This is a genomic window from Streptomyces sp. NPDC048353 (assembly GCF_055587165.1).
Genome location: NZ_JBVJGU010000005.1, coordinates 30,418 through 48,247, shown reverse-complemented (window position 1 = coordinate 48,247; position 17,830 = coordinate 30,418). Strand labels below are relative to the sequence as shown.

14 protein-coding genes and 4 tRNA genes are annotated in these 17,830 nt (G+C 71.0%); 9 read left to right on the top strand and 9 right to left on the bottom strand.

Features of this window, described 5'->3' with window-relative positions; all coding sequences use genetic code 11:
* Positions 1–215 precede the first annotated feature (215 nt).
* Entirely contained in the window at positions 216–1,742 is a 1,527-nt protein-coding gene (gene purF / locus ACZ6RC_RS18800) for an amidophosphoribosyltransferase (RefSeq protein ID WP_453616376.1), read from the top strand.
* Positions 1,743–1,787: 45 nt separating this feature from the next.
* The gene (gene purM, locus ACZ6RC_RS18795) at positions 1,788–2,867 is read left to right on the top strand and encodes a phosphoribosylformylglycinamidine cyclo-ligase (protein ID WP_469584477.1); all 1,080 of its coding nucleotides are present in this window, start codon (positions 1,788–1,790) and stop codon (positions 2,865–2,867) included.
* A 160-nt stretch (positions 2,868–3,027) separates the two neighbouring features.
* Here the strand turns inward: purM and ACZ6RC_RS18790 are convergent, their stop codons facing one another.
* Together ACZ6RC_RS18790 and ACZ6RC_RS18785 are read right to left on the bottom strand one after the other, a co-directional pair.
* Entirely contained in the window at positions 3,028–3,285 is a 258-nt protein-coding gene (locus tag ACZ6RC_RS18790) for a DUF3073 domain-containing protein (protein WP_391139734.1), read from the bottom strand.
* A 300-nt stretch (positions 3,286–3,585) separates the two neighbouring features.
* Complete coding sequence (locus tag ACZ6RC_RS18785) at positions 3,586–4,686, bottom strand: Leu/Phe/Val dehydrogenase (protein WP_391139733.1); 1,101 nt, start codon at positions 4,684–4,686, stop codon at positions 3,586–3,588.
* Between the two features lie 155 nt (positions 4,687–4,841).
* Here ACZ6RC_RS18785 and ACZ6RC_RS18780 point away from each other — a divergent pair, with 155 nt between their 5' ends.
* Both ACZ6RC_RS18780 and bldC read left to right on the top strand, forming a co-directional pair.
* Complete coding sequence (locus ACZ6RC_RS18780) at positions 4,842–5,708, top strand: DUF8083 family protein (RefSeq protein ID WP_391139732.1); 867 nt, start codon at positions 4,842–4,844, stop codon at positions 5,706–5,708.
* Positions 5,709–6,222: 514 nt separating this feature from the next.
* Positions 6,223–6,429 carry a developmental transcriptional regulator BldC gene (gene bldC / locus ACZ6RC_RS18775; RefSeq protein WP_003949541.1) on the top strand — a complete coding sequence of 69 codons (207 nt, stop codon included), beginning with the start codon at positions 6,223–6,225 and terminating at the stop codon, positions 6,427–6,429.
* Between the two features lie 322 nt (positions 6,430–6,751).
* On the opposite strand, the gene ACZ6RC_RS18770 is transcribed toward bldC, so the two are convergent.
* From ACZ6RC_RS18770 to hrpA, 3 genes are all read right to left on the bottom strand, one after another.
* Positions 6,752–6,982 (bottom strand): DUF6274 family protein, encoded by a 231-nt coding sequence (locus ACZ6RC_RS18770; protein ID WP_391139731.1) that lies wholly within the window; start codon positions 6,980–6,982, stop codon positions 6,752–6,754.
* Positions 6,983–7,108: 126 nt separating this feature from the next.
* Positions 7,109–7,183: transfer RNA gene (locus tag ACZ6RC_RS18765), tRNA-Asp, on the bottom strand.
* Between the two features lie 90 nt (positions 7,184–7,273).
* On the bottom strand, positions 7,274–11,212 hold the full coding sequence (hrpA, locus tag ACZ6RC_RS18760) for an ATP-dependent RNA helicase HrpA (RefSeq protein ID WP_469584471.1): 3,939 nt from the start codon (positions 11,210–11,212) through the stop codon (positions 7,274–7,276).
* A gap of 163 nt (positions 11,213–11,375) precedes the next feature.
* On the opposite strand from hrpA, the gene ACZ6RC_RS18755 reads away from it, so the two are divergent.
* The 3 genes from ACZ6RC_RS18755 to ACZ6RC_RS18745 are packed head-to-tail and all read left to right on the top strand — an operon-like array spanning position 11,376 to position 13,557.
* Positions 11,376–11,792, top strand: coding sequence for a hypothetical protein (locus ACZ6RC_RS18755; protein WP_469584468.1), 417 nt, complete (start codon positions 11,376–11,378; stop codon positions 11,790–11,792).
* A 53-nt stretch (positions 11,793–11,845) separates the two neighbouring features.
* Complete coding sequence (locus tag ACZ6RC_RS18750) at positions 11,846–12,712, top strand: DsbA family protein (RefSeq protein WP_469584465.1); 867 nt, start codon at positions 11,846–11,848, stop codon at positions 12,710–12,712.
* Complete coding sequence (locus ACZ6RC_RS18745) at positions 12,709–13,557, top strand: cytochrome c biogenesis CcdA family protein (protein WP_469584462.1); 849 nt, start codon at positions 12,709–12,711, stop codon at positions 13,555–13,557. The genes ACZ6RC_RS18750 and ACZ6RC_RS18745 overlap by 4 nt, the downstream gene beginning before the upstream one ends.
* A gap of 122 nt (positions 13,558–13,679) precedes the next feature.
* On the opposite strand, the gene ACZ6RC_RS18740 is transcribed toward ACZ6RC_RS18745, so the two are convergent.
* From ACZ6RC_RS18740 to ACZ6RC_RS18725, 4 genes are all read right to left on the bottom strand, one after another.
* Positions 13,680–13,756 (bottom strand) — tRNA-Phe (locus ACZ6RC_RS18740).
* 22 nt (positions 13,757–13,778) lie between these two features.
* A tRNA-Asp gene (locus ACZ6RC_RS18735) sits at positions 13,779–13,852 on the bottom strand.
* A gap of 39 nt (positions 13,853–13,891) precedes the next feature.
* Positions 13,892–13,964 (bottom strand) — tRNA-Glu (locus ACZ6RC_RS18730).
* 121 nt (positions 13,965–14,085) lie between these two features.
* Entirely contained in the window at positions 14,086–14,436 is a 351-nt protein-coding gene (locus ACZ6RC_RS18725; protein ID WP_391139726.1) for a metallopeptidase family protein, read from the bottom strand.
* 324 nt (positions 14,437–14,760) lie between these two features.
* On the opposite strand from ACZ6RC_RS18725, the gene ACZ6RC_RS18720 reads away from it, so the two are divergent.
* Positions 14,761–15,291 (top strand): hypothetical protein, encoded by a 531-nt coding sequence (locus ACZ6RC_RS18720; protein ID WP_469584458.1) that lies wholly within the window; start codon positions 14,761–14,763, stop codon positions 15,289–15,291.
* Between the two features lie 198 nt (positions 15,292–15,489).
* Positions 15,490–17,781, top strand: coding sequence for a DEAD/DEAH box helicase (locus tag ACZ6RC_RS18715; protein ID WP_469584454.1), 2,292 nt, complete (start codon positions 15,490–15,492; stop codon positions 17,779–17,781).
* Positions 17,782–17,830 lie beyond the last annotated feature (49 nt).

The window sequence follows — 17,830 nt, the reverse complement described above, 5'->3', positions numbered from 1 at the left end:
ATCCGGGGCGCCCCGGCAACCGTATTACCGGTGAGTAGCACCCTCCCGGACCGCCTCTGCGCAAGGGCGTCCCGCCCGTCTCCCCCTTGGCCCCCGACCCTGCCGGGGTGCGTCCCGCACGGGCCTGTGGATCAGCTCGTACGATCACACCAAAAACGGACCCTGCGGTTTTCGCCAATTCGGACCAGTGGTCGACCTCCCCTACACTCGGAGACGTGCCACGTGGTGACGGTCGACTCAATCACGATCTGCTTCCCGGCGAGAAGGGCCCCCAGGACGCTTGCGGCGTCTTCGGTGTCTGGGCTCCGGGTGAAGAGGTCGCAAAGCTCACGTACTTCGGGCTGTACGCCCTCCAGCATCGGGGCCAGGAATCCGCGGGAATCGCGGTCAGCAACGGCTCCCAGATCCTCGTCTTCAAGGACATGGGCCTCGTGTCCCAGGTCTTCGACGAGACCTCTCTCGGTTCCCTCCAAGGTCATATCGCGGTCGGTCACGCCCGCTACTCGACCACCGGTGCCTCCGTGTGGGAGAACGCGCAGCCGACCTTCCGGGCAACCGCCCACGGCTCGATCGCGCTCGGCCACAACGGCAACCTGGTCAACACGGCGCAGCTCGCCGAGATGGTCGCCGAGCTGCCCAAGCAGGAGGGCCGCACCACCCGGGTGGCGGCCACCAACGACACCGACCTGCTCACGGCGCTCCTCGCCGCCCAGGTCGACGAGGACGGCAAGCCGCTCACCATCGAGCAGGCCGCCGCGAAGGTCCTGCCCGACGTCCGGGGCGCCTTCTCCCTCGTCTTCATGGACGAGCACACCCTCTACGCCGCCCGTGACCCGCAGGGCATCCGCCCGCTGGTCCTCGGCCGCCTCGAGCGCGGCTGGGTCGTCGCCTCCGAATCCGCCGCCCTCGACATCTGCGGCGCCAGCTACGTCCGCGAGGTCGAGCCGGGCGAGATGATCGCGATCGACGAGAACGGCATCCGCACCTCACGATTCGCGGAAGCGAAGCCCAAGGGCTGTGTCTTCGAGTACGTGTACCTCGCCCGCCCGGACACCGACATCGCCGGACGGAACGTCTACCTCTCCCGCGTGGAGATGGGCCGGCGCCTCGCCAAGGAGGCCCCGGTCGAGGCGGATCTCGTCATAGCGACGCCGGAGTCCGGCACCCCGGCCGCGATCGGCTACGCCGAGGCGAGCGGCATCCCCTTCGGCGCGGGCCTGGTGAAGAACGCCTATGTCGGCCGCACCTTCATCCAGCCCTCCCAGACCATCCGCCAGCTGGGCATCCGGCTGAAGCTGAACCCCCTCAAGGAAGTCATCAAGGGGAAGAAGCTCGTGGTCGTCGACGACTCGATCGTCCGCGGCAACACCCAGCGCGCCCTCGTCCGGATGCTCCGCGAGGCGGGCGCCGCCGAGGTCCACATCCGGATCTCCTCCCCGCCCGTGAAGTGGCCGTGCTTCTTCGGCATCGACTTCGCGACCCGCGCGGAGCTGATCGCCAACGGCATGACGGTCGAGGAGATCGGCACGTCGCTCGGCGCGGACTCCCTCTCGTACATCTCCCTCGACGGGATGATCGAGGCGACCACCATCCAGAAGCCGAATCTCTGCCGTGCCTGCTTCGACGGCGAGTACCCGATGGAGCTTCCGGACCCGGAGCTGCTCGGAAAGCAGCTGCTGGAGACCGAACTGGCCGCGGGACCCGCCGCCACCGCGGCCGCCGACGCGCTGCGTCGCCCGTAGGACCCCGCCGCACACCCCGCAGTACGACACGAAAGCTCTGAACCCATGTCTCAGAACCCCAGTGCCGAAGGCGGCGCCAGCTACGCGAGCGCGGGCGTCGACATCGAAGCGGGCGACCGCGCCGTCGAGCTCATGAAGGAGTGGGTGAAGAAGACCCGGCGCCCCGAGGTCCTCGGTGGCCTGGGCGGCTTCGCCGGCCTCTTCGACGCCTCCGCCCTCAAGCGCTACGAGCGTCCGCTGCTCGCCTCCGCCACCGACGGCGTCGGCACGAAGGTCGACATCGCCCGCCAGATGGGCGTGTTCGACACGATCGGACACGACCTGGTCGCGATGGTCATGGACGACATCGTCGTCTGCGGCGCCGAACCGCTCTTCATGACCGACTACATCTGCGTCGGCAAGGTCCACCCCGAGCGGGTCGCCGCCATCGTCAAGGGCATCGCCGAGGGCTGTGTCCTGGCCGGCTGCGCCCTGGTCGGCGGGGAGACCGCCGAGCACCCCGGCCTGCTCGGCCCGGACGACTTCGACGTCGCCGGCGCCGGTACCGGCGTCGTCGAGGCGGACCGGCTGCTCGGTCCCGATCGCATCCGTACGGGTGACGCCGTGATCGCCATGGAGTCCTCCGGCCTTCACTCCAACGGGTACTCGCTCGTCCGCCACGTGGTCTTCGACCGCGCCGGCATGACCCTGGACCAGCGGGTCGACGAGCTCGGCCGGACCCTGGGCGAGGAACTGCTGGAGCCCACGAAGATCTACTCCCTGGACTGTCTGGCGCTCACCCGGACCGCCGAGGTGCACGCCTTCAGCCACATCACGGGCGGCGGCCTGGCCGCCAACCTGGCGCGGGTGATCCCGGACGGCCTGCACGCCACGGTGGACCGCTCGACCTGGGCCCCGGGCGCGATCTTCGACCTGGTCGGCACGGCCGGCCGGGTGGAGCGCCTGGAGCTGGAGAAGACGCTGAACATGGGCGTCGGCATGATGGCCGTCGTCCCGGCCGAGTCCGTGGACGTGGCCCTGGCCACGCTCGAGGACCGCGGGGTCGAGGCCTGGGTCGCGGGCGAGATCACCGAGCGCGGCGACCGCTCCACCGGCGCCGAGCTGGTCGGGGACTACACGAAGTAGAACGGCCGCGGGCGGTCCGGAGTCGTCTCCGGGCCGCCCGCTGCGCTGTCCGGCCCCGGACCGTTGCCCGTCCCGCGGCGACGGGTCCGAGCAGCACAGAAACCCGGTCCGTGTTCCCCGGACCGGGTTTCTGTCGAGAGCAGCGCTCTTTGTTAAGAGGTCAAGCGCGACGCCGGGACGACGCGCCGGGACCGGACTCGTCGTCCTCGTCCTCGTCGTCCGTGTTGTAGAGATCCGCGTACTGCGCGTACGGGTCGTCTTCCTCGTCGTCGTCCTCGAACGGCTCGCCATTAGGCGGCTGGCTCGAAGTCGAAGCGCCCAGCTCGCTGGCCAGACGCGACAGGTCAGTCCCGCCGCTGCTGTACTTCAGCTGGCGGGCGACCTTCGTCTGCTTGGCCTTTGCCCGGCCGCGCCCCATGGCTCGACCCCCTCGGTGACGGGGCTCGACGGCCCCAGAGTCTTGACACGCGTTCATGGTTCGGATCGGACTCTCCAGGGAGAGACCGGTCCGTAGGGGTTCAACGGTACCTGCTTCCGTGGCCATACGGTACGCCGCACGCATCACATGCCCCGGTACAGAACCATCAAGGTGCCCTGTCCTCGCTGGTCAGTCGCGATTTTAACCTCTTCTGCACGGCCGACCCGCCGACTGGGGTGAGTCATGTCTCGCTCTGGACGAACGTCCAAAGAGCGCTTGGCGGGCCGGCCCTGTCAAGATTCAGCCGCGGCGAGCCTCGGCCATGCGCTGCTCGGCGATGCGGTCGGCGGCCGCGGCCGGCGGAATGCCGTCCGCCTTCGCACGTGCGAATATGGCCAGCGTGGTGTCGAAGATCTTCGTCGCCTTGGCCTTGCACCGGTCGAAGTCGAAGCCGTGCAGCTCGTCGGCGACCTGGATGACGCCGCCGGCGTTGACGACGTAGTCGGGCGCGTAGAGGATCCCGCGGTCCGAGACGTCCTTCTCCACGCCGGGGTGCGCGAGCTGGTTGTTGGCCGCGCCGCAGACGATCTTCGCGGTCAGGACCGGCACGGTCTCGTCGTTCAGGGCGCCGCCCAGCGCGCACGGGGCGTAGACGTCCAGGCCCTCGACGCGGATCAGCGCGTCCGTGTCGGCGACGACGGTGACCTGCGGGAACTTGTCGGTGATCCGGCGCACGGACTCCTCGCGGACGTCCGTGACGACGACCTCGGCGCCGTCCTTCAGGAGGTGCTCGACGAGGTAGTGCCCGACCTTGCCGACGCCCGCGACGCCGACCTTGCGGCCGTGCAGGGTGGGGTCGCCCCAGAGGGTCTGCGCGGAGGCGCGCATGCCCTGGAAGACGCCGTAGGCCGTGAGGACCGAGGAGTCCCCGGCGCCGCCGTTCTCGGGCGAACGGCCGGTGGTCCACTCGTTGGCGCGCGCCACGACGTCCATGTCCGCGACGTAGGTGCCGACGTCGCAGGCGGTGACGTACCGGCCGCCGAGGGAGGCCACGAACCGCCCGTAGGCGAGCAGCAGCTCCTCCGTCTTGATCTTCTCCGGGTCGCCGATGATCACGGCCTTGCCGCCGCCGTGGTCGAGGCCGGCCATGGCGTTCTTGTACGACATGCCCCGGGAGAGGTTGAGCGCGTCGGCGATCGCCTCCGCCTCGGTGGCGTACGGGTAGAACCGGGTGCCGCCGAGGGCCGGGCCCAGGGCGGTGGAGTGGAGGGCGATGACGGCCTTGAGGCCGGAGGCGCGGTCCTGGCAGAGCACGACTTGCTCGTGGCCTCCCTGCTCCGACTGGAACAGGGTGTGCAGCACGTCAGCAGGAACGTCAGGAACGCCGGTCACATCGGTCACGGTGGTGACTCCCAAGTAAGAAGCGGCGAGGGGGTGGTCCTCCTGCGGGTGGGGAGGACCGGTTGGGCAAGAGAGTAAGTCCTCCGCGCGGGTGGATCGGCCGTCGTGCGCAGGATCACCCCCTCCCGGAGTACCTCCGTGGAAGGATTTGCGACATGTCGGTCGCTTCCTCGGTCCTCGTCCCCTACGCCTCCTATCTGCGGGTGTACGAGCCGCTGGCGGCCTTTCCCGAACCGGAGCGGGGGGAGTGGGCGCGGTACGCGCGCCGGGCGGACCTCCCCACGGCCCAGGACGAGCTGCGCCGGTCGCTGGCGGATCTGGTGCCGGTCCCGCCGGTGCCCGTGCCGGTCCACGAGAGCGGGGACGCGTTCGTGGCGCTGCTGGACGGGGTGGTCGTCGTCTGCCCCTGGCTGACCCGGCTGCGGGGCTGGCTGGCGCTGACGGAGCTGGCGGAGGGCTGGGAGGTCCCGGGGCCGGTGCTGGACGCGATGGTGCCGCCGGTGGTGCGCGAGCAGGTGGCGGCGGACCACGAGCGGTGGCGGGAGCTGAACCCGGACGCGCGGCCGTGGATCCGTACGGCGGTCTGGCAGGTGCCGGTGCGCTGGTTCACCCTCTTCGGTGACGAGGAGCGGGAGTACGTGCCGGGGAGGGCGGGGGTGGCCGGCGTGGGGGCCGCGCCGCCGGTCCTGCGCTACCGGACGCCGATGGTGCAGGCGCGGCGGCGTCTCGCGCGGGCGCTGCGGGCCCTGCGGGAGTCGGCCGAGGAGGGGCCGCTGGCCGAGGGCCTGGTCGAGGTGGGCCGGTGGCTGGAGGAGTTCCATCCGCGCTCGCTGGTGGAGCTGGACTACGGCGGCCTGGTGCACGCGGTGCCGGCGGAGCGGCTCGCGGGCGACCGGTCGGCGGCGGACGTGGCCGAGGGGATCGCGGCGCTGCGGAACGGCGACGGGGAGGCGGCGGGAGAGGCGTACGCGCGGCTTGCGGAGCGGTGGCGGGAGATCCGGAACCTGCGGTTCGCGAACTGATCATCGACAAGACGCCCCCGTCTGATGTAAATGATCTTCAGACGGTACGGAGGGCCGTCCGGCGCGCGACGGGACGTAGGTCCCGATCCGGGCCTTTGGCTCAAGCGTGACGGACAGCACTTACCGCGCCCTTGCGCCCATCGCCCACCCTCGTGCCAAAATAGGACAAGGAGTCCGGGGAGGGTTCCTTCCGTCCATCTTTGGGCGGAACGCTCAGCATTGCACTCTATGGGGGGTCTGAGGACTCCTGATCGCTCTGTGACTGATCGTCACAGTGGCGTGACTGTCCGTTATGGCATGGTCCATCGACTTCCGCCGCTGATGAACACCTGCGAGGGCAATTCCATCGGTTTGGCCGACGTGGCTGGACGGATGGTGTAGTTGTAGTGCCGAGGACAAGCCGTTCGTCCTATAACCGACTCGGCTCGCGTCCGCCATTTCGGGCAACGCGGGTCAAGGTGCAGAATTTAGAGGAAAGAACCGAGAAGGTTCGGTTCTCCCGAGGAGGCCGCTCATGACCGCTCGCACCCCTGATGCCGAGCCGCTGCTGACCCCCGCCGAGGTTGCCACGATGTTCCGTGTGGACCCGAAGACGGTTACCCGTTGGGCGAAGGCCGGCAAGCTCACGTCCATCCGCACGCTGGGTGGACACCGCCGGTACCGCGAGGCTGAGGTCCGCGCACTGCTGGCGGGTATTCCGCAGCAGCGCAGCGAGGCCTGAGGTACCTGCAACACCCCGCTTCACCGGGCATTTCCGGGTCCCCCAACCCGGTCCGCCCACCCCTAGCTCTGCCGACCGGCGCCTGCCCCAACAGGCTTTTGGTCATCGATCGCGCTGGACTCCGCCGGGTCCAGCGCGATCTTTTTTGTGCCCGCGCCGGACATGGGAGGGGTGGTGCAATTGCACATATTAAATCGGGTGCGTGTAGGGAGGGTGTAAGTGAAGGGGTTTCGAAAACTCATGCAGTGACACCCGTCACACAGGCGAAGTCTTGCCAAGGAACAGCCTGCCACTCCCTGAGGGAGGCTCAACCCGCCGTAGGTCACGGGGCGGTGGGACTTTCGTCCTCGACGGCCGGCTCGGGCTCCCGGGCCTCCAGGCCCTCCAGGGCCACCTCCACGGGCTCCTGGGCGTCCATGGCGAGCCTCAGGAGGCGATGGCAGACGGGGCAGTGGCGCGTGATGTGGCCGTAGCGCGACGCGGCCGCCAGATGGGCGCGCAGCAGCGCGCGTGTCTCGTGTCTCGACTGACGTGCTGCGGACGCCGCGGCCATGAGCGACCACCTCCGGTGTGGGCCCCCGATTCCCTGATGTCCGGGGTACCCGCGCGGACCCGGCGCCGTCAATACGCCGGACGCACGACTGAGGCCCGAGTCTGACGACTCGGGCCTCGAATACGGCGGTCCTGACGGGATTTGAACCCGCGGCCTCCACCTTGACAGGGTGGCGAGCACTCCAAACTGCTCCACAGGACCTTGCTCGCAGCTCCGTACTGCCTGGGCTGCGAGAGAGACTGTACAGCAGGTCAGAGGGTCAGGTCGAACTGGCGCCGGGCGAGGGTCCCGTCACGGCGCCGCCGCGTCGATCGCCTTCACGATCCGCTTGTCGGAGACGGGGTACGCCGTCCCCAGGGCGTGCGCGAAGTAGCTGACCCGGAGCTCCTCGATCATCCAGCGGATGTCGGTGACCTCCTTCGGCGCCGGCCGTCCCCGCGGGAGCTGTTCGAGCAGCCAGGCGTACTCGTCCTGCATCTCGTGGACCTTCTCCATGCGGGTGGTGTCCCGCTGGACGCCCGTGGGCATCTGCTGGAGCCGCCGGTCCACCGCCACCAGATAGCGCATCAGGTCCGGCAGCCGCCGCAGGCCCGTCTTGGTGACGAAGCCCGCCGGCACCAGCCACGCCAGTTGCTCGCGCACGTCGGCCAGGTTCTTCATCAGGGCGAGGCTGTTCGTCGCCTTCAGGCGCCGCTCGCAGGCCTGCCAGGCCGCCAGGATCTGCTGGACCTGGTCCACCGTCCGTACGGTCGTGTCGACGAGGTCCGCGCGGACCTTGTCGTACAGCTTCCGGAAGGACTCCTCGTCCCAGGCCGGACCGCCGTGGTCCGCGATCAGCTTGTCGGCCGCCGCGGTCGCGCAGTCCTCGAAGAGGGCCTGGATCGAGCCGTGCGGGTTCCGGGAGAGGGCCAGCTTCTGCTGGTTGGTCAGCTTGTCCGAGGCGAACTTCGCCGGGTTCACCGGGATGTTCAGCAGGATCAGCCGGCGCGTGCCCCGCCACATCGCGGGCGCCCGCTCGGCCTCGGTGTCGAAGAGGCGTACGGCGACGGTCGCGCCCTCGTCCACCAGCGCCGGGTACGCCTTGACGGGCTGGCCGGCCCGCCGGGTCTCGAAGACCTGGGTGAGCGTCCCGATCGTCCAGTCCGTGAGCCCCGTGCGCTCCAGGGACGGCCCGGAGCCGTCCGGGCCGCCGGTCGCCGCCGCGGCGGCCTTGGAGAGCGCCTGGCGGGCCTTCGGGCGCAGCTGGAGCTTGAGCGACTCCAGGTCCTTGCTCTCGGCCAGCTTGCGGCGCCGCTCGTCGACGATCCGGAAAGTGATCTTCAGATGGTCGGGGATCCGGGTGAGGTCGAAGTCCTCCGCCGTGACGGGGACGCCGACCATCCGCTGCAGCTCCCGCGCGAGGGTGACCTCCAGCGGCTCCTGGCGGGGGACGGCGGTGTCCAGGAAGCGGGTCGCGAAGTTCGGCGCCGGGACGTAGTTGCGGCGGATCGGCTTCGGGAGGGACCGGATCAGCTCCGTGACGACCTCGGCCCGCAGGCCCGGGATCTGCCAGTCGAAGCCCTCGTCCGTCACCTGGTTGAGGACCTGGAGCGGGATGTGGACGGTGACGCCGTCGGCGTCCGCGCCCGGCTCGAACTGGTACGTCACCCGGAACTTCAGCGGCCCCTGCCGCCAGGAGTCCGGATAGTCGTCCTTGGTGACCCCGGCGGCCTTCTCGTTGATGAGCATCTCGCGCTCGAAGTCGAGGTACTCCGGCTCCTCGTGGCGCTTGTGCTTCCACCAGGAGTCGAAGTGCGCGCCGGACACCACGTGGGCGGGGACCCGCTGGTCGTAGAAGTCGAACAGCGTCTCGTCGTCGACGAGGATGTCCCGGCGCCGGGCCCGGTGTTCCAGCTCCTCGACCTCGGTGAGGAGCCGGCGGTTGTCGGAGAAGAACTTGTGGTGCGTGCGCCAGTCGCCCTCGACGAGGGCGTTGCGGATGAACAGGTCGCGGCTCGCCTCGGGGTCGATCCGGCCGTAGTTCACCTTGCGGTCGGTGACGATCGGCACGCCGTAGAGCGTCACCTTCTCGATCGCCATGACGGCCGCCTGGTCCTTCTCCCAGTGCGGTTCGCTGTACGTCTTCTTGATCAGGTGCTGGGCGAGCGGCTCGATCCACTCCGGTTCGATCTTCGCGTTGACCCGGGCCCACAGGCGGGAGGTCTCCACCAGCTCCGCGGACATGATGAAGCGCGGGGGCTTCTTGAAGAGCGCCGAACCGGGGAAGACCGCGAACTTGGCGCTGCGGGCGCCCAGGTACTCGTTCTTCGCGCCCTCCTTCACGTCCTTCATCCCGATGTGGGACAGCAGGCCCGCGAGGAGCGAGGTGTGCACGGACTGCTCGGGCGCGTCCTCCTCGTTGAGGTGGATCCCCATCTGCTTGGCGACCGTGCGGAGCTGGGCGTAGATGTCCTGCCACTCGCGGATGCGCAGGAAGTTGAGGTACTCCTGCTTGCACATCCGGCGGAAGGAGCTGGAGCCGCGCTCCTTCTGCTGCTCGCGGACGTACCGCCAGAGGTTGAGGTAGGCCAGGAAGTCGCTGGTCTCGTCCTTGAAGCGGGCGTGCTGCTGGTCGGCCTGGGCCTGCTTCTCGGCCGGGCGCTCGCGCGGGTCCTGGATGGAGAGCGCGGCCGCGATCACCATGACCTCGCGGGCGCAGCCGTTCCTCTCGGCCTCCAGGACCATCCGGGCCAGGCGGGGGTCGACGGGGAGCTGGGAGAGCTTGCGGCCCGATGGCGTCAGCCGCTTCTTCGGATCCTTCTCCGCCGGGTCGATCGCGCCCAGCTCCTGGAGGAGCTGCACGCCGTCGCGGATGTTGCGGTGGTCCGGCGGGTCGATGAAGGGGAACTTCTCGATCTCGCCGAGGCCGGCCGCGGTCATCTGCAGGATGACGGACGCCAGGTTCGTACGCAGGATCTCGGCGTCCGTGAACTCCGGGCGGGACAGGAAGTCGTCCTCGCTGTAGAGCCGGATGCAGATGCCGTCGGACGTACGGCCGCAGCGGCCCTTGCGCTGGTTGGCGCTGGCCTGGCTGACCGGCTCGATCGGCAGCCGCTGGACCTTGGTGCGGTGGGAGTAGCGCGAGATGCGGGCGGTGCCCGGGTCGATCACGTACTTGATGCCGGGGACGGTCAGGGAGGTCTCGGCGACGTTGGTGGCGAGGACGATCCGGCGGCCGGAGTGGGCCTGGAAGACGCGGTGCTGCTCGGCGTGGCTCAGGCGGGCGTAGAGCGGGAGGACCTCGGTGCCGCGGAGCTGCTTCTTCAGCAGCGCGTCGGCGGTGTCGCGGATCTCGCGCTCGCCGGAGAGGAAGACGAGGACGTCCCCCGGCCCCTCGGCCTGGAGTTCGTCGACGGCGTCGCAGATCGCCGTGATCTGGTCCCGGTCCGACTCCTCGGAGTCCTCCTCCAGGAGGGGGCGGTAGCGGACCTCGACGGGATACGTCCGCCCGCTGACCTCCACGATCGGCGCGTCGCCGAAGTGACGGGAGAAGCGCTCGGGGTCGATGGTCGCGGAGGTGATCACGACCTTCAGGTCGGGGCGTTTGGGCAGCAGCTGGGCCAGATAGCCGAGCAGGAAGTCGATGTTGAGGGACCGCTCGTGGGCCTCGTCGATGATGATCGTGTCGTAGGCGCGCAGCTCGCGGTCCGTCTGGATCTCGGCGAGCAGGATGCCGTCCGTCATCAGCTTCACGAAGGTCGCCTCGGGGTTCACCTGGTCGGTGAACCGGACCTTCCAGCCGACCGCCTCGCCCAGCGGCGTCCTCAGCTCCTCCGCGACCCGCTCGGCGACCGTGCGGGCGGCGATCCGGCGCGGCTGCGTGTGGCCGATCATCCCGCGCACGCCCCGGCCCAGTTCCAGACAGATCTTCGGGATCTGCGTGGTCTTGCCGGAGCCCGTCTCACCGGCGACGATCACGACCTGGTGGTCGCGTATCGCCTCCAGGATCGCGTCCTTCTTCTGCGAGACCGGGAGCTGTTCGGGGTAGGTGACGGCGGGCACGCGGGCGGCCCGTCCGTCGACGCGCTCCTTGGCCTTGCCGGCCTCGGCGGCGATCTCGTCCAGGACGGCCTCGCGGGCCTCGGGCTTGCGGATGCGGCGGGCGCCCTCGAGGCGGCGGCCGAGCCGGTGGGCGTCCCGCAGCGAGACCTCGGCCAGGAGGGACTGGAGGGCGGCGAAGGAAGTAGACATACGGCCTCCAGGATCGCACCTGTGGCCGAGAACCGGCGAACCGATTTCCCGGGCGGGGCGGGCGGCCCGGGGACCGCACGTTCCCCGGGCGGGCGGGCCCGTCACCGGCCGGGCCGTAATATTTCGGGCACGTCGCCCCCGAGCCGAGATCCGAGAGGCCCCCATGGTCCGCACCGTTCGCGCGTCGGCCGCGTGCGCCGTGCTGCCGGTGCTCGTGCTGGGGCTGCTGCTGTGCGCGGCCGGGGTGGTGACGGGCGGGGGTACGGCCCCGGGCCCGGACGTGGCTTCGGCCGCGGCCTCCGTTCCGGGCGGCGGGAGCGCGGCCGGTCCCGTGGTGGCCGTGAGCGCCGGGGCCACCGTGCCCGGCTGCGACCAGGGGCACACGGCCGACGGCGCCGCCCGCCCGGGCACCCCGCCGCGCCCGTCCGGGTTCGGCGAGCTGCTGCCCGCCCTGACCCGCGCCCGGGAGACCGACGGGGCCTGGGGCGGGGACCAGGACATACGGGACCTCCCGTCGGGGCCGGCACCGCCGGAGCGCGTACCGCCGTCGCCCATGGAGCTGTCGATCCTGCGGGTCTAGACGGGCCGGTCACCTCCGCCGCCCGTCCTACTTCCGTCCAGGAGCGTTTCCGCATGCCCAAGTCCACGCCCGAGCCCGGCTCCACGCCCCCTCCCTCGTCGAAGTCGACGTCGAAGTCCACCTCCGGGTCCAAGCCCGGGTCCACGTCCAAGTCCCGGTCCCGGTCCGGGTCGTCGGGGCGTTCGTCCCGGACCACGCCGGTCCTGATCGTCTCCGGGGTCGCGGTCGCCGCGGCCCTGCTCGGGGTCGTCTCGTACACCGCGACCAAGCCCTCGTCGCCCGGATCCGGCGGCGCCTCGTCGGTCGCGGAGGTCTCCGCCGACCCGAGCGCGGGCGTCTACCCGGAGCTGGAGGCGTACGCCCGGCGCGACGCCGCCGACAAGCTGGCCCTCGGCCGGCCCGACGCGCCCGTGGTGCTGATCGAGTACGCCGACTTCAAGTGCGGGTACTGCGGCAAGTTCGCCCGGGACACCGAGCCCGAGCTGATCCGGAAGTACGTCGAGAAGGGCGTTCTGCGCATCGAGTGGCGGAACTTCCCGATCTTCGGCGAGGAGTCGGAGGCCGCGGCCCGCGCCTCGTGGGCGGCCGGGCAGCAGGGCAGGTTCTGGGAGTTCCACCGGGCCGCCTACGCCGAGGGCGCGAAGGAGAAGGGCTTCGGCGCGGACCGGCTCGCCGCCCTGGCGAAGGAGGCCGGCGTCCCGGACCTGACGCGGTTCACCCGGGACACGGACAGCGCGGCGGCCCGGGCGGCGGTGACCAAGGACCAGGAGCAGGGGTACACGCTCGGCGCGACCTCGACCCCGTCCTTCCTGATCAACGGGCGGCCGATCGCCGGCGCCCAGCCGATGGAGGCCTTCACGGACGCCGTCGACGCGGCCGCGAAGGCGGCGAAGGCCAAGCGCGGGGCGGCGGGGGAGTGACCTCCGACATCGGCTATCTGGCGGCGCTCCTCGGGGGCCTCCTCGCCCTGCTGAGCCCGTGCAGCGCCCTGCTGCTGCCGGCCTTCTTCGCGTACTCGATCGATTCGCCGCGGCGGCTGCTGGCCCGGACGGGTGTCTTCTACGCCGGGCTGGCCACCACCCTCGTCCCGCTGGGCGCGGCCGGCTCCTTCGCCGGGCGGCTCTTCTACGGCCACCGGGACCTGCTGGTGGCCGTCGGCGGCTGGCTGATCATCGCCCTCGGGGTGCTGCAGCTCCTCGGCATGGGCTTCGCCTCCCGCCGTCTCGCCGAGGTGAGCGGCCGGATCCGCCCGATGACGGCGGTCTCCGTCTACGCCCTCGGCCTGGTCTACGGCCTCGCCGGGTTCTGCGCGGGCCCGATCCTCGGCAGCGTCCTGACGGTGGCGGCGCTGAGCGGCAGTCCGGCCTACGGCGGGCTGCTGCTCGCGGTGTACGCGCTGGGCATGGCGGTGCCGCTGTTCCTGCTCGCGCTGTGCTGGGAGCGGTACGAGCTGGGCCGCAGGCGCTGGCTGCGCGGCCGACCGGTCCGGCTGGGGCGGTTCGAGACGCACTCGACGTCGCTGCTGTCGGGGCTGTTCTTCGTGCTCCTCGGCACGCTCTTCCTGGTGTTCGACGGCACGACGGCCCTGCCGGGGCTGCTGTCGGTGGACGACTCGTTCGCGGTGGAGGAGCGGGTGGCGGCGGTGGGCCGGGCGGTGCCGGACTGGGCGCTGCTGGCGGCGGTCGTCGCGGCGGCGGCGGCGGTCGCGCTCGCGGTCCGGGGCCGGCGCGGGGCGGCGCGCGAGGGGGAGCGCGAGGAGGCCTGACGCACGCGGGGCGCGCCCGGTCCGCACGGGGCCGGGCGCGCTCTCTAGTCCGTACGTACGGGACGTACGGGAGGGGTGTCCGGACACGCGAAAGGCCCCGTTCTCTCGAACGGGGCCTTCTCTGGTGGCTGGGGCCGGGGTCGAACCGGCGACCTATCGCTTTTCAGGCGATCGCTCGTACCAACTGAGCTACCCAGCCACGAGGCCGTTTCCAGCCTCAGCGATCCTGACGGGACTTGAACCCGCGACCTCCACCTTGACAGGGTGGCGAGCTAACCAACTGCTCCACAGGACCTTGCAATGTGCGAGAACAAGTCTCGCACACGTTGTTGCGTGCCCCCAACGGGATTCGAACCCGTGCTACCGCCTTGAAAGGGCGGCGTCCTGGGCCACTAGACGATGAGGGCTAAGGGCCCACCTGGGCGCTTCGCAGCGCGTCGGGGACGTGAGAAGCATATGGGATGGCGGCGGCTATCGCCAAAACGGTTTCCCGGCGGGGCTCCGGCCGGTCGGGCGGCCGGTTCCGGGTCAGCCCCAGCCGAGGGCGTGGAGGCGTTCGTCGTCGATGCCGAAGTGGTGGGCGATCTCGTGGACGACGGTCACCGCGACCTCGTGGACCACGTCCTCCTGGGTCGCGCAGTAGCGCAGGGTGGGGCCCATGTAGATGGAGATGCGGTCCGGCAGGACGCCGGCGTACCACTCCCCGCGTTCGGTGAGGGGCGTTCCTTCGTAGAGCCCGAGGAGCTCGGGGTCGGACGGGTCGGGTTCGTCCTCGACGAACACGGCCACGTTGTCCATGACCCGCGTGAGCTCCGGCGGGATCGTGTCCAGGGCCTGGGCCACCAGTTCTTCGAACGTGTCGCGCGTCATCTCCAGCACACCGTCCATTGTCGGTGACGGGGGGCCGGTCGCGGGCTGTCCGGCGGAAGTGGTTTCGGCGGATGCGCCGATCCTCGCCGATCTTCAGCGGTCTCGGCCGGTCTCGGCCGGTCTCCGGGGGCGGTGCCGTGTCCGGACGGGCCGGGGCGGTCGGGGGCGTGTCCCTTGTGGCGCGGAGGGAGTTGGGCAGCGAAACGCTTTCCCCGTCCTGCCTGTCCTGCCCGTTGTGTCCTGGAGGTGCCGTCCGTGCGCCATTTGCCCACCCGTGTGAGATGGGCCGCCACCGCGTTGGCGGTCGCCGCCTGCGCCGGTCTGAGCGGCTGTATGAGTGTCGGTGACGAGGGCGCGAAGCCGGCGCCCGGCAAGTCCGCGGGGAAGCAGGGCGTGGCGGCCGAGGCGGACGCCGGTGCCGGCGGGTCGGGCGGGCGCGGCGGGGAGGCGCACGCGGAGTCGGGCGGGGGCGGGCCGGACGCGGACGGCGCGGGCGAGGAGTCGCCGGTGCCGAGCGGTTCGCCGTCGGCGTCGGGCAGGCCTCCGGCGGGGGCGCCCGCGGGGCCGGGCGGGAAGCCGCAGCCGACCCAGGAGCCCGGTGGTGCGGGTGGTGCGGGCGGGGCCGGTGGTGCCGGTGGGCCGAGCGCGCCCGGTGAGGAGACCCCGCCCCCGGTCGACCCCTCGGCGTCCGAGACGCAGGAGCCGCAGCCGACCACGGAGCCCACTCCCGAGCCGACGGCGGAACCGACGGATCCGCCGACCTCGACGCCCGGGGCGGACACCCACATGGGTGCCATGCGGGCCGCGGACGCGCCCGGCGGACCGAGGGAACCGGAGGCATCGCCGCAGGTCGGGCCGGTGTGACGGACCCCGGTTTGCATTGAGGCGGGGAGGGTGCGTATGGTTATAGATCGTTTGATCCCATTGCCCGGCGCCGAAACAGAAGAGCGCCGTGTGGCGCGTACTCTCCCTAGCCGTGGCTGACCGCATTGAGGCGGTCGATTTGCGAATTCACGGAGTTGACGGGCGCGTGCCGAGACTCCGGAAGGTTTCGCATTTCGCATGTCCATTTTCAGTTCTGACCACGCCGTCATGCCCGAGAACGACGAGATCGTCGAGGTCCTCGAGGCCGCCGACACCGTCGTGACCGAGGCCGAGCTCGAGTCCCTCGAGACCGAGTCCACCGAGGCCGAGTCCTCCGAGCCCACCGTCACGTTCGCCGACCTCGGCCTGCCCGAGGGCGTCGTGCGCAAGCTCGCCCAGAACGGTGTGACCAGCCCCTTCCCGATCCAGGCGGCGACCATCCCGGACGCCCTGGCCGGCAAGGACATCCTCGGCCGCGGCCGCACCGGCTCCGGCAAGACCCTCTCCTTCGGTCTGCCGACCCTGGCGCAGCTGGCCGGCGGCCACACCGAGAAGAAGAAGCCCCGCGCGATCATCCTCACGCCGACGCGTGAGCTCGCGATGCAGGTCGCGGACGCGCTCCAGCCGTACGGCGACGTGCTCGGCCTGAAGATGAAGGTCGTCTGCGGCGGTACGTCGATGAGCAACCAGATCTACGCCCTGGAGCGCGGCGTCGACGTCCTCGTCGCCACCCCGGGCCGCCTGCGTGACCTCATCAACCGCGGCGCCTGCTCGCTCGCCAACGTCCAGGTCGCCGTGCTCGACGAGGCCGACCAGATGTCCGACCTGGGCTTCCTGCCCGAGGTCACCGAGCTGCTCGACCAGATCCCCGGCGGCGGCCAGCGCATGCTCTTCTCCGCCACCATGGAGAACGAGATCAGCACCCTGGTCAAGCGCTACCTGACGAACCCCGTCACGCACGAGGTCGACAGCGCGCAGGGCAACGTCTCGACGATGACCCACCACGTCCTGGTCGTGAAGCCGAAGGACAAGGCGCCGGTCACGGCCGCCATCGCCGCCCGCGACGGCCGCACGATCATCTTCGTCCGCACCCAGCTGGGCGCGGACCGCATCGCCGAGCAGCTGTGCGAGTCGGGCGTGAAGGCCGACGCGCTGCACGGCGGCATGACCCAGGGCGCGCGTACCCGAGTCCTCGAGGACTTCAAGAAGGGCTACGTCAACGCGCTCGTCGCCACCGACGTGGCCGCCCGCGGCATCCACGTCGACGGCATCGACCTGGTCCTGAACGTGGACCCGGCCGGCGACCACAAGGACTACCTGCACCGCTCGGGCCGTACCGCCCGTGCCGGCAAGTCCGGCGTCGTCGTGTCGCTGTCCCTGCCGCACCAGCGTCGCCAGATCTTCCGGCTGATGGAGGACGCGGGCGTCGACGCCTCGCGCCACATCATCCAGAGCGCCGGCGCCTTCGACCCGGAGGTCGCCGAGATCACCGGCGCCCGTTCGCTGACCGAGGTCCAGGCCGACTCGGCGAACAACGCCGCCAAGCAGGCCGAGCGCGAGGTCGCCGAGCTCACCGCGCAGCTGGAGCGTCTGACGCGCCGGGCCGCCGAGCTCCGCGAGGAGGCCGACCGCCTGGTCGCCCGTTCCGCGCGCGAGCGGGGCGAGGACCCGGAGGCCGCCGTGGCCGAGGTGACGGAGGCCGCCGAGGCCGAGGTCGCCGCGGTGGCGGCCGCTCAGGTCGCCGAGGAGCGCCGCGAGGAGCGTCGCGAGGAGCGCCCGGCGTTCCGCGACGAGCGGGGCAACTACGAGCGCCGTGACCGTGGCGGCGACCGCGGTGGCGACCGTGGCGGCTTCCGTCGCGACGACCGTCGTGACGACCGCGGTGGCGACCGTGGCGGCTTCCGCCGTGACAACGACCGTCCCTCGGGCGGCTTCCGTCGCGACAACGACCGTCCGTCCGGTGGCTTCCGCCGTGACAACGACCGTCCGTCCGGTGGCTTCCGCCGTGACGACCGTCCGTCGGGCGGCTTCAATCGCGACGACCGCGGCGGCCGTTCCTTCGAGCGCCGCGACGACCGTCGTGACGACCGCGGTGGTGACCGTGGCGGCTTCCGCCGTGACAACGACCGTCCCTCGGGCGGCTTCCGTCGCGACAACGACCGTCCCTCGGGCGGCTTCCGCCGTGACAACGACCGTCCGTCCGGTGGCTTCCGCCGTGACGACCGTCCGTCGGGCGGCTTCAACCGCGACGACCGCGGCGGCCGTTCCTTCGAGCGCCGCGACGACCGCCCCTCGGGCGGCCACCGTGGCAGCGACCGCCCGTTCAACCGCGACCGCCGCGACGACCGCCCCGCCGGCGGCTTCCGCTCGGGCGGCGACCGCCCGCACGGCCGTCGTGACGACCGCGGCGGCGACCACCGCGGCACCGGCCCGAGCACCGGCTCCTTCGGCCGCCGCGACGACAAGCCGCGCTGGAAGCGCAACGGCTGATCCAGTCACCGGGTGAAGGCCCCCTTCCCTCCGCACTGCGGAGGGAAGG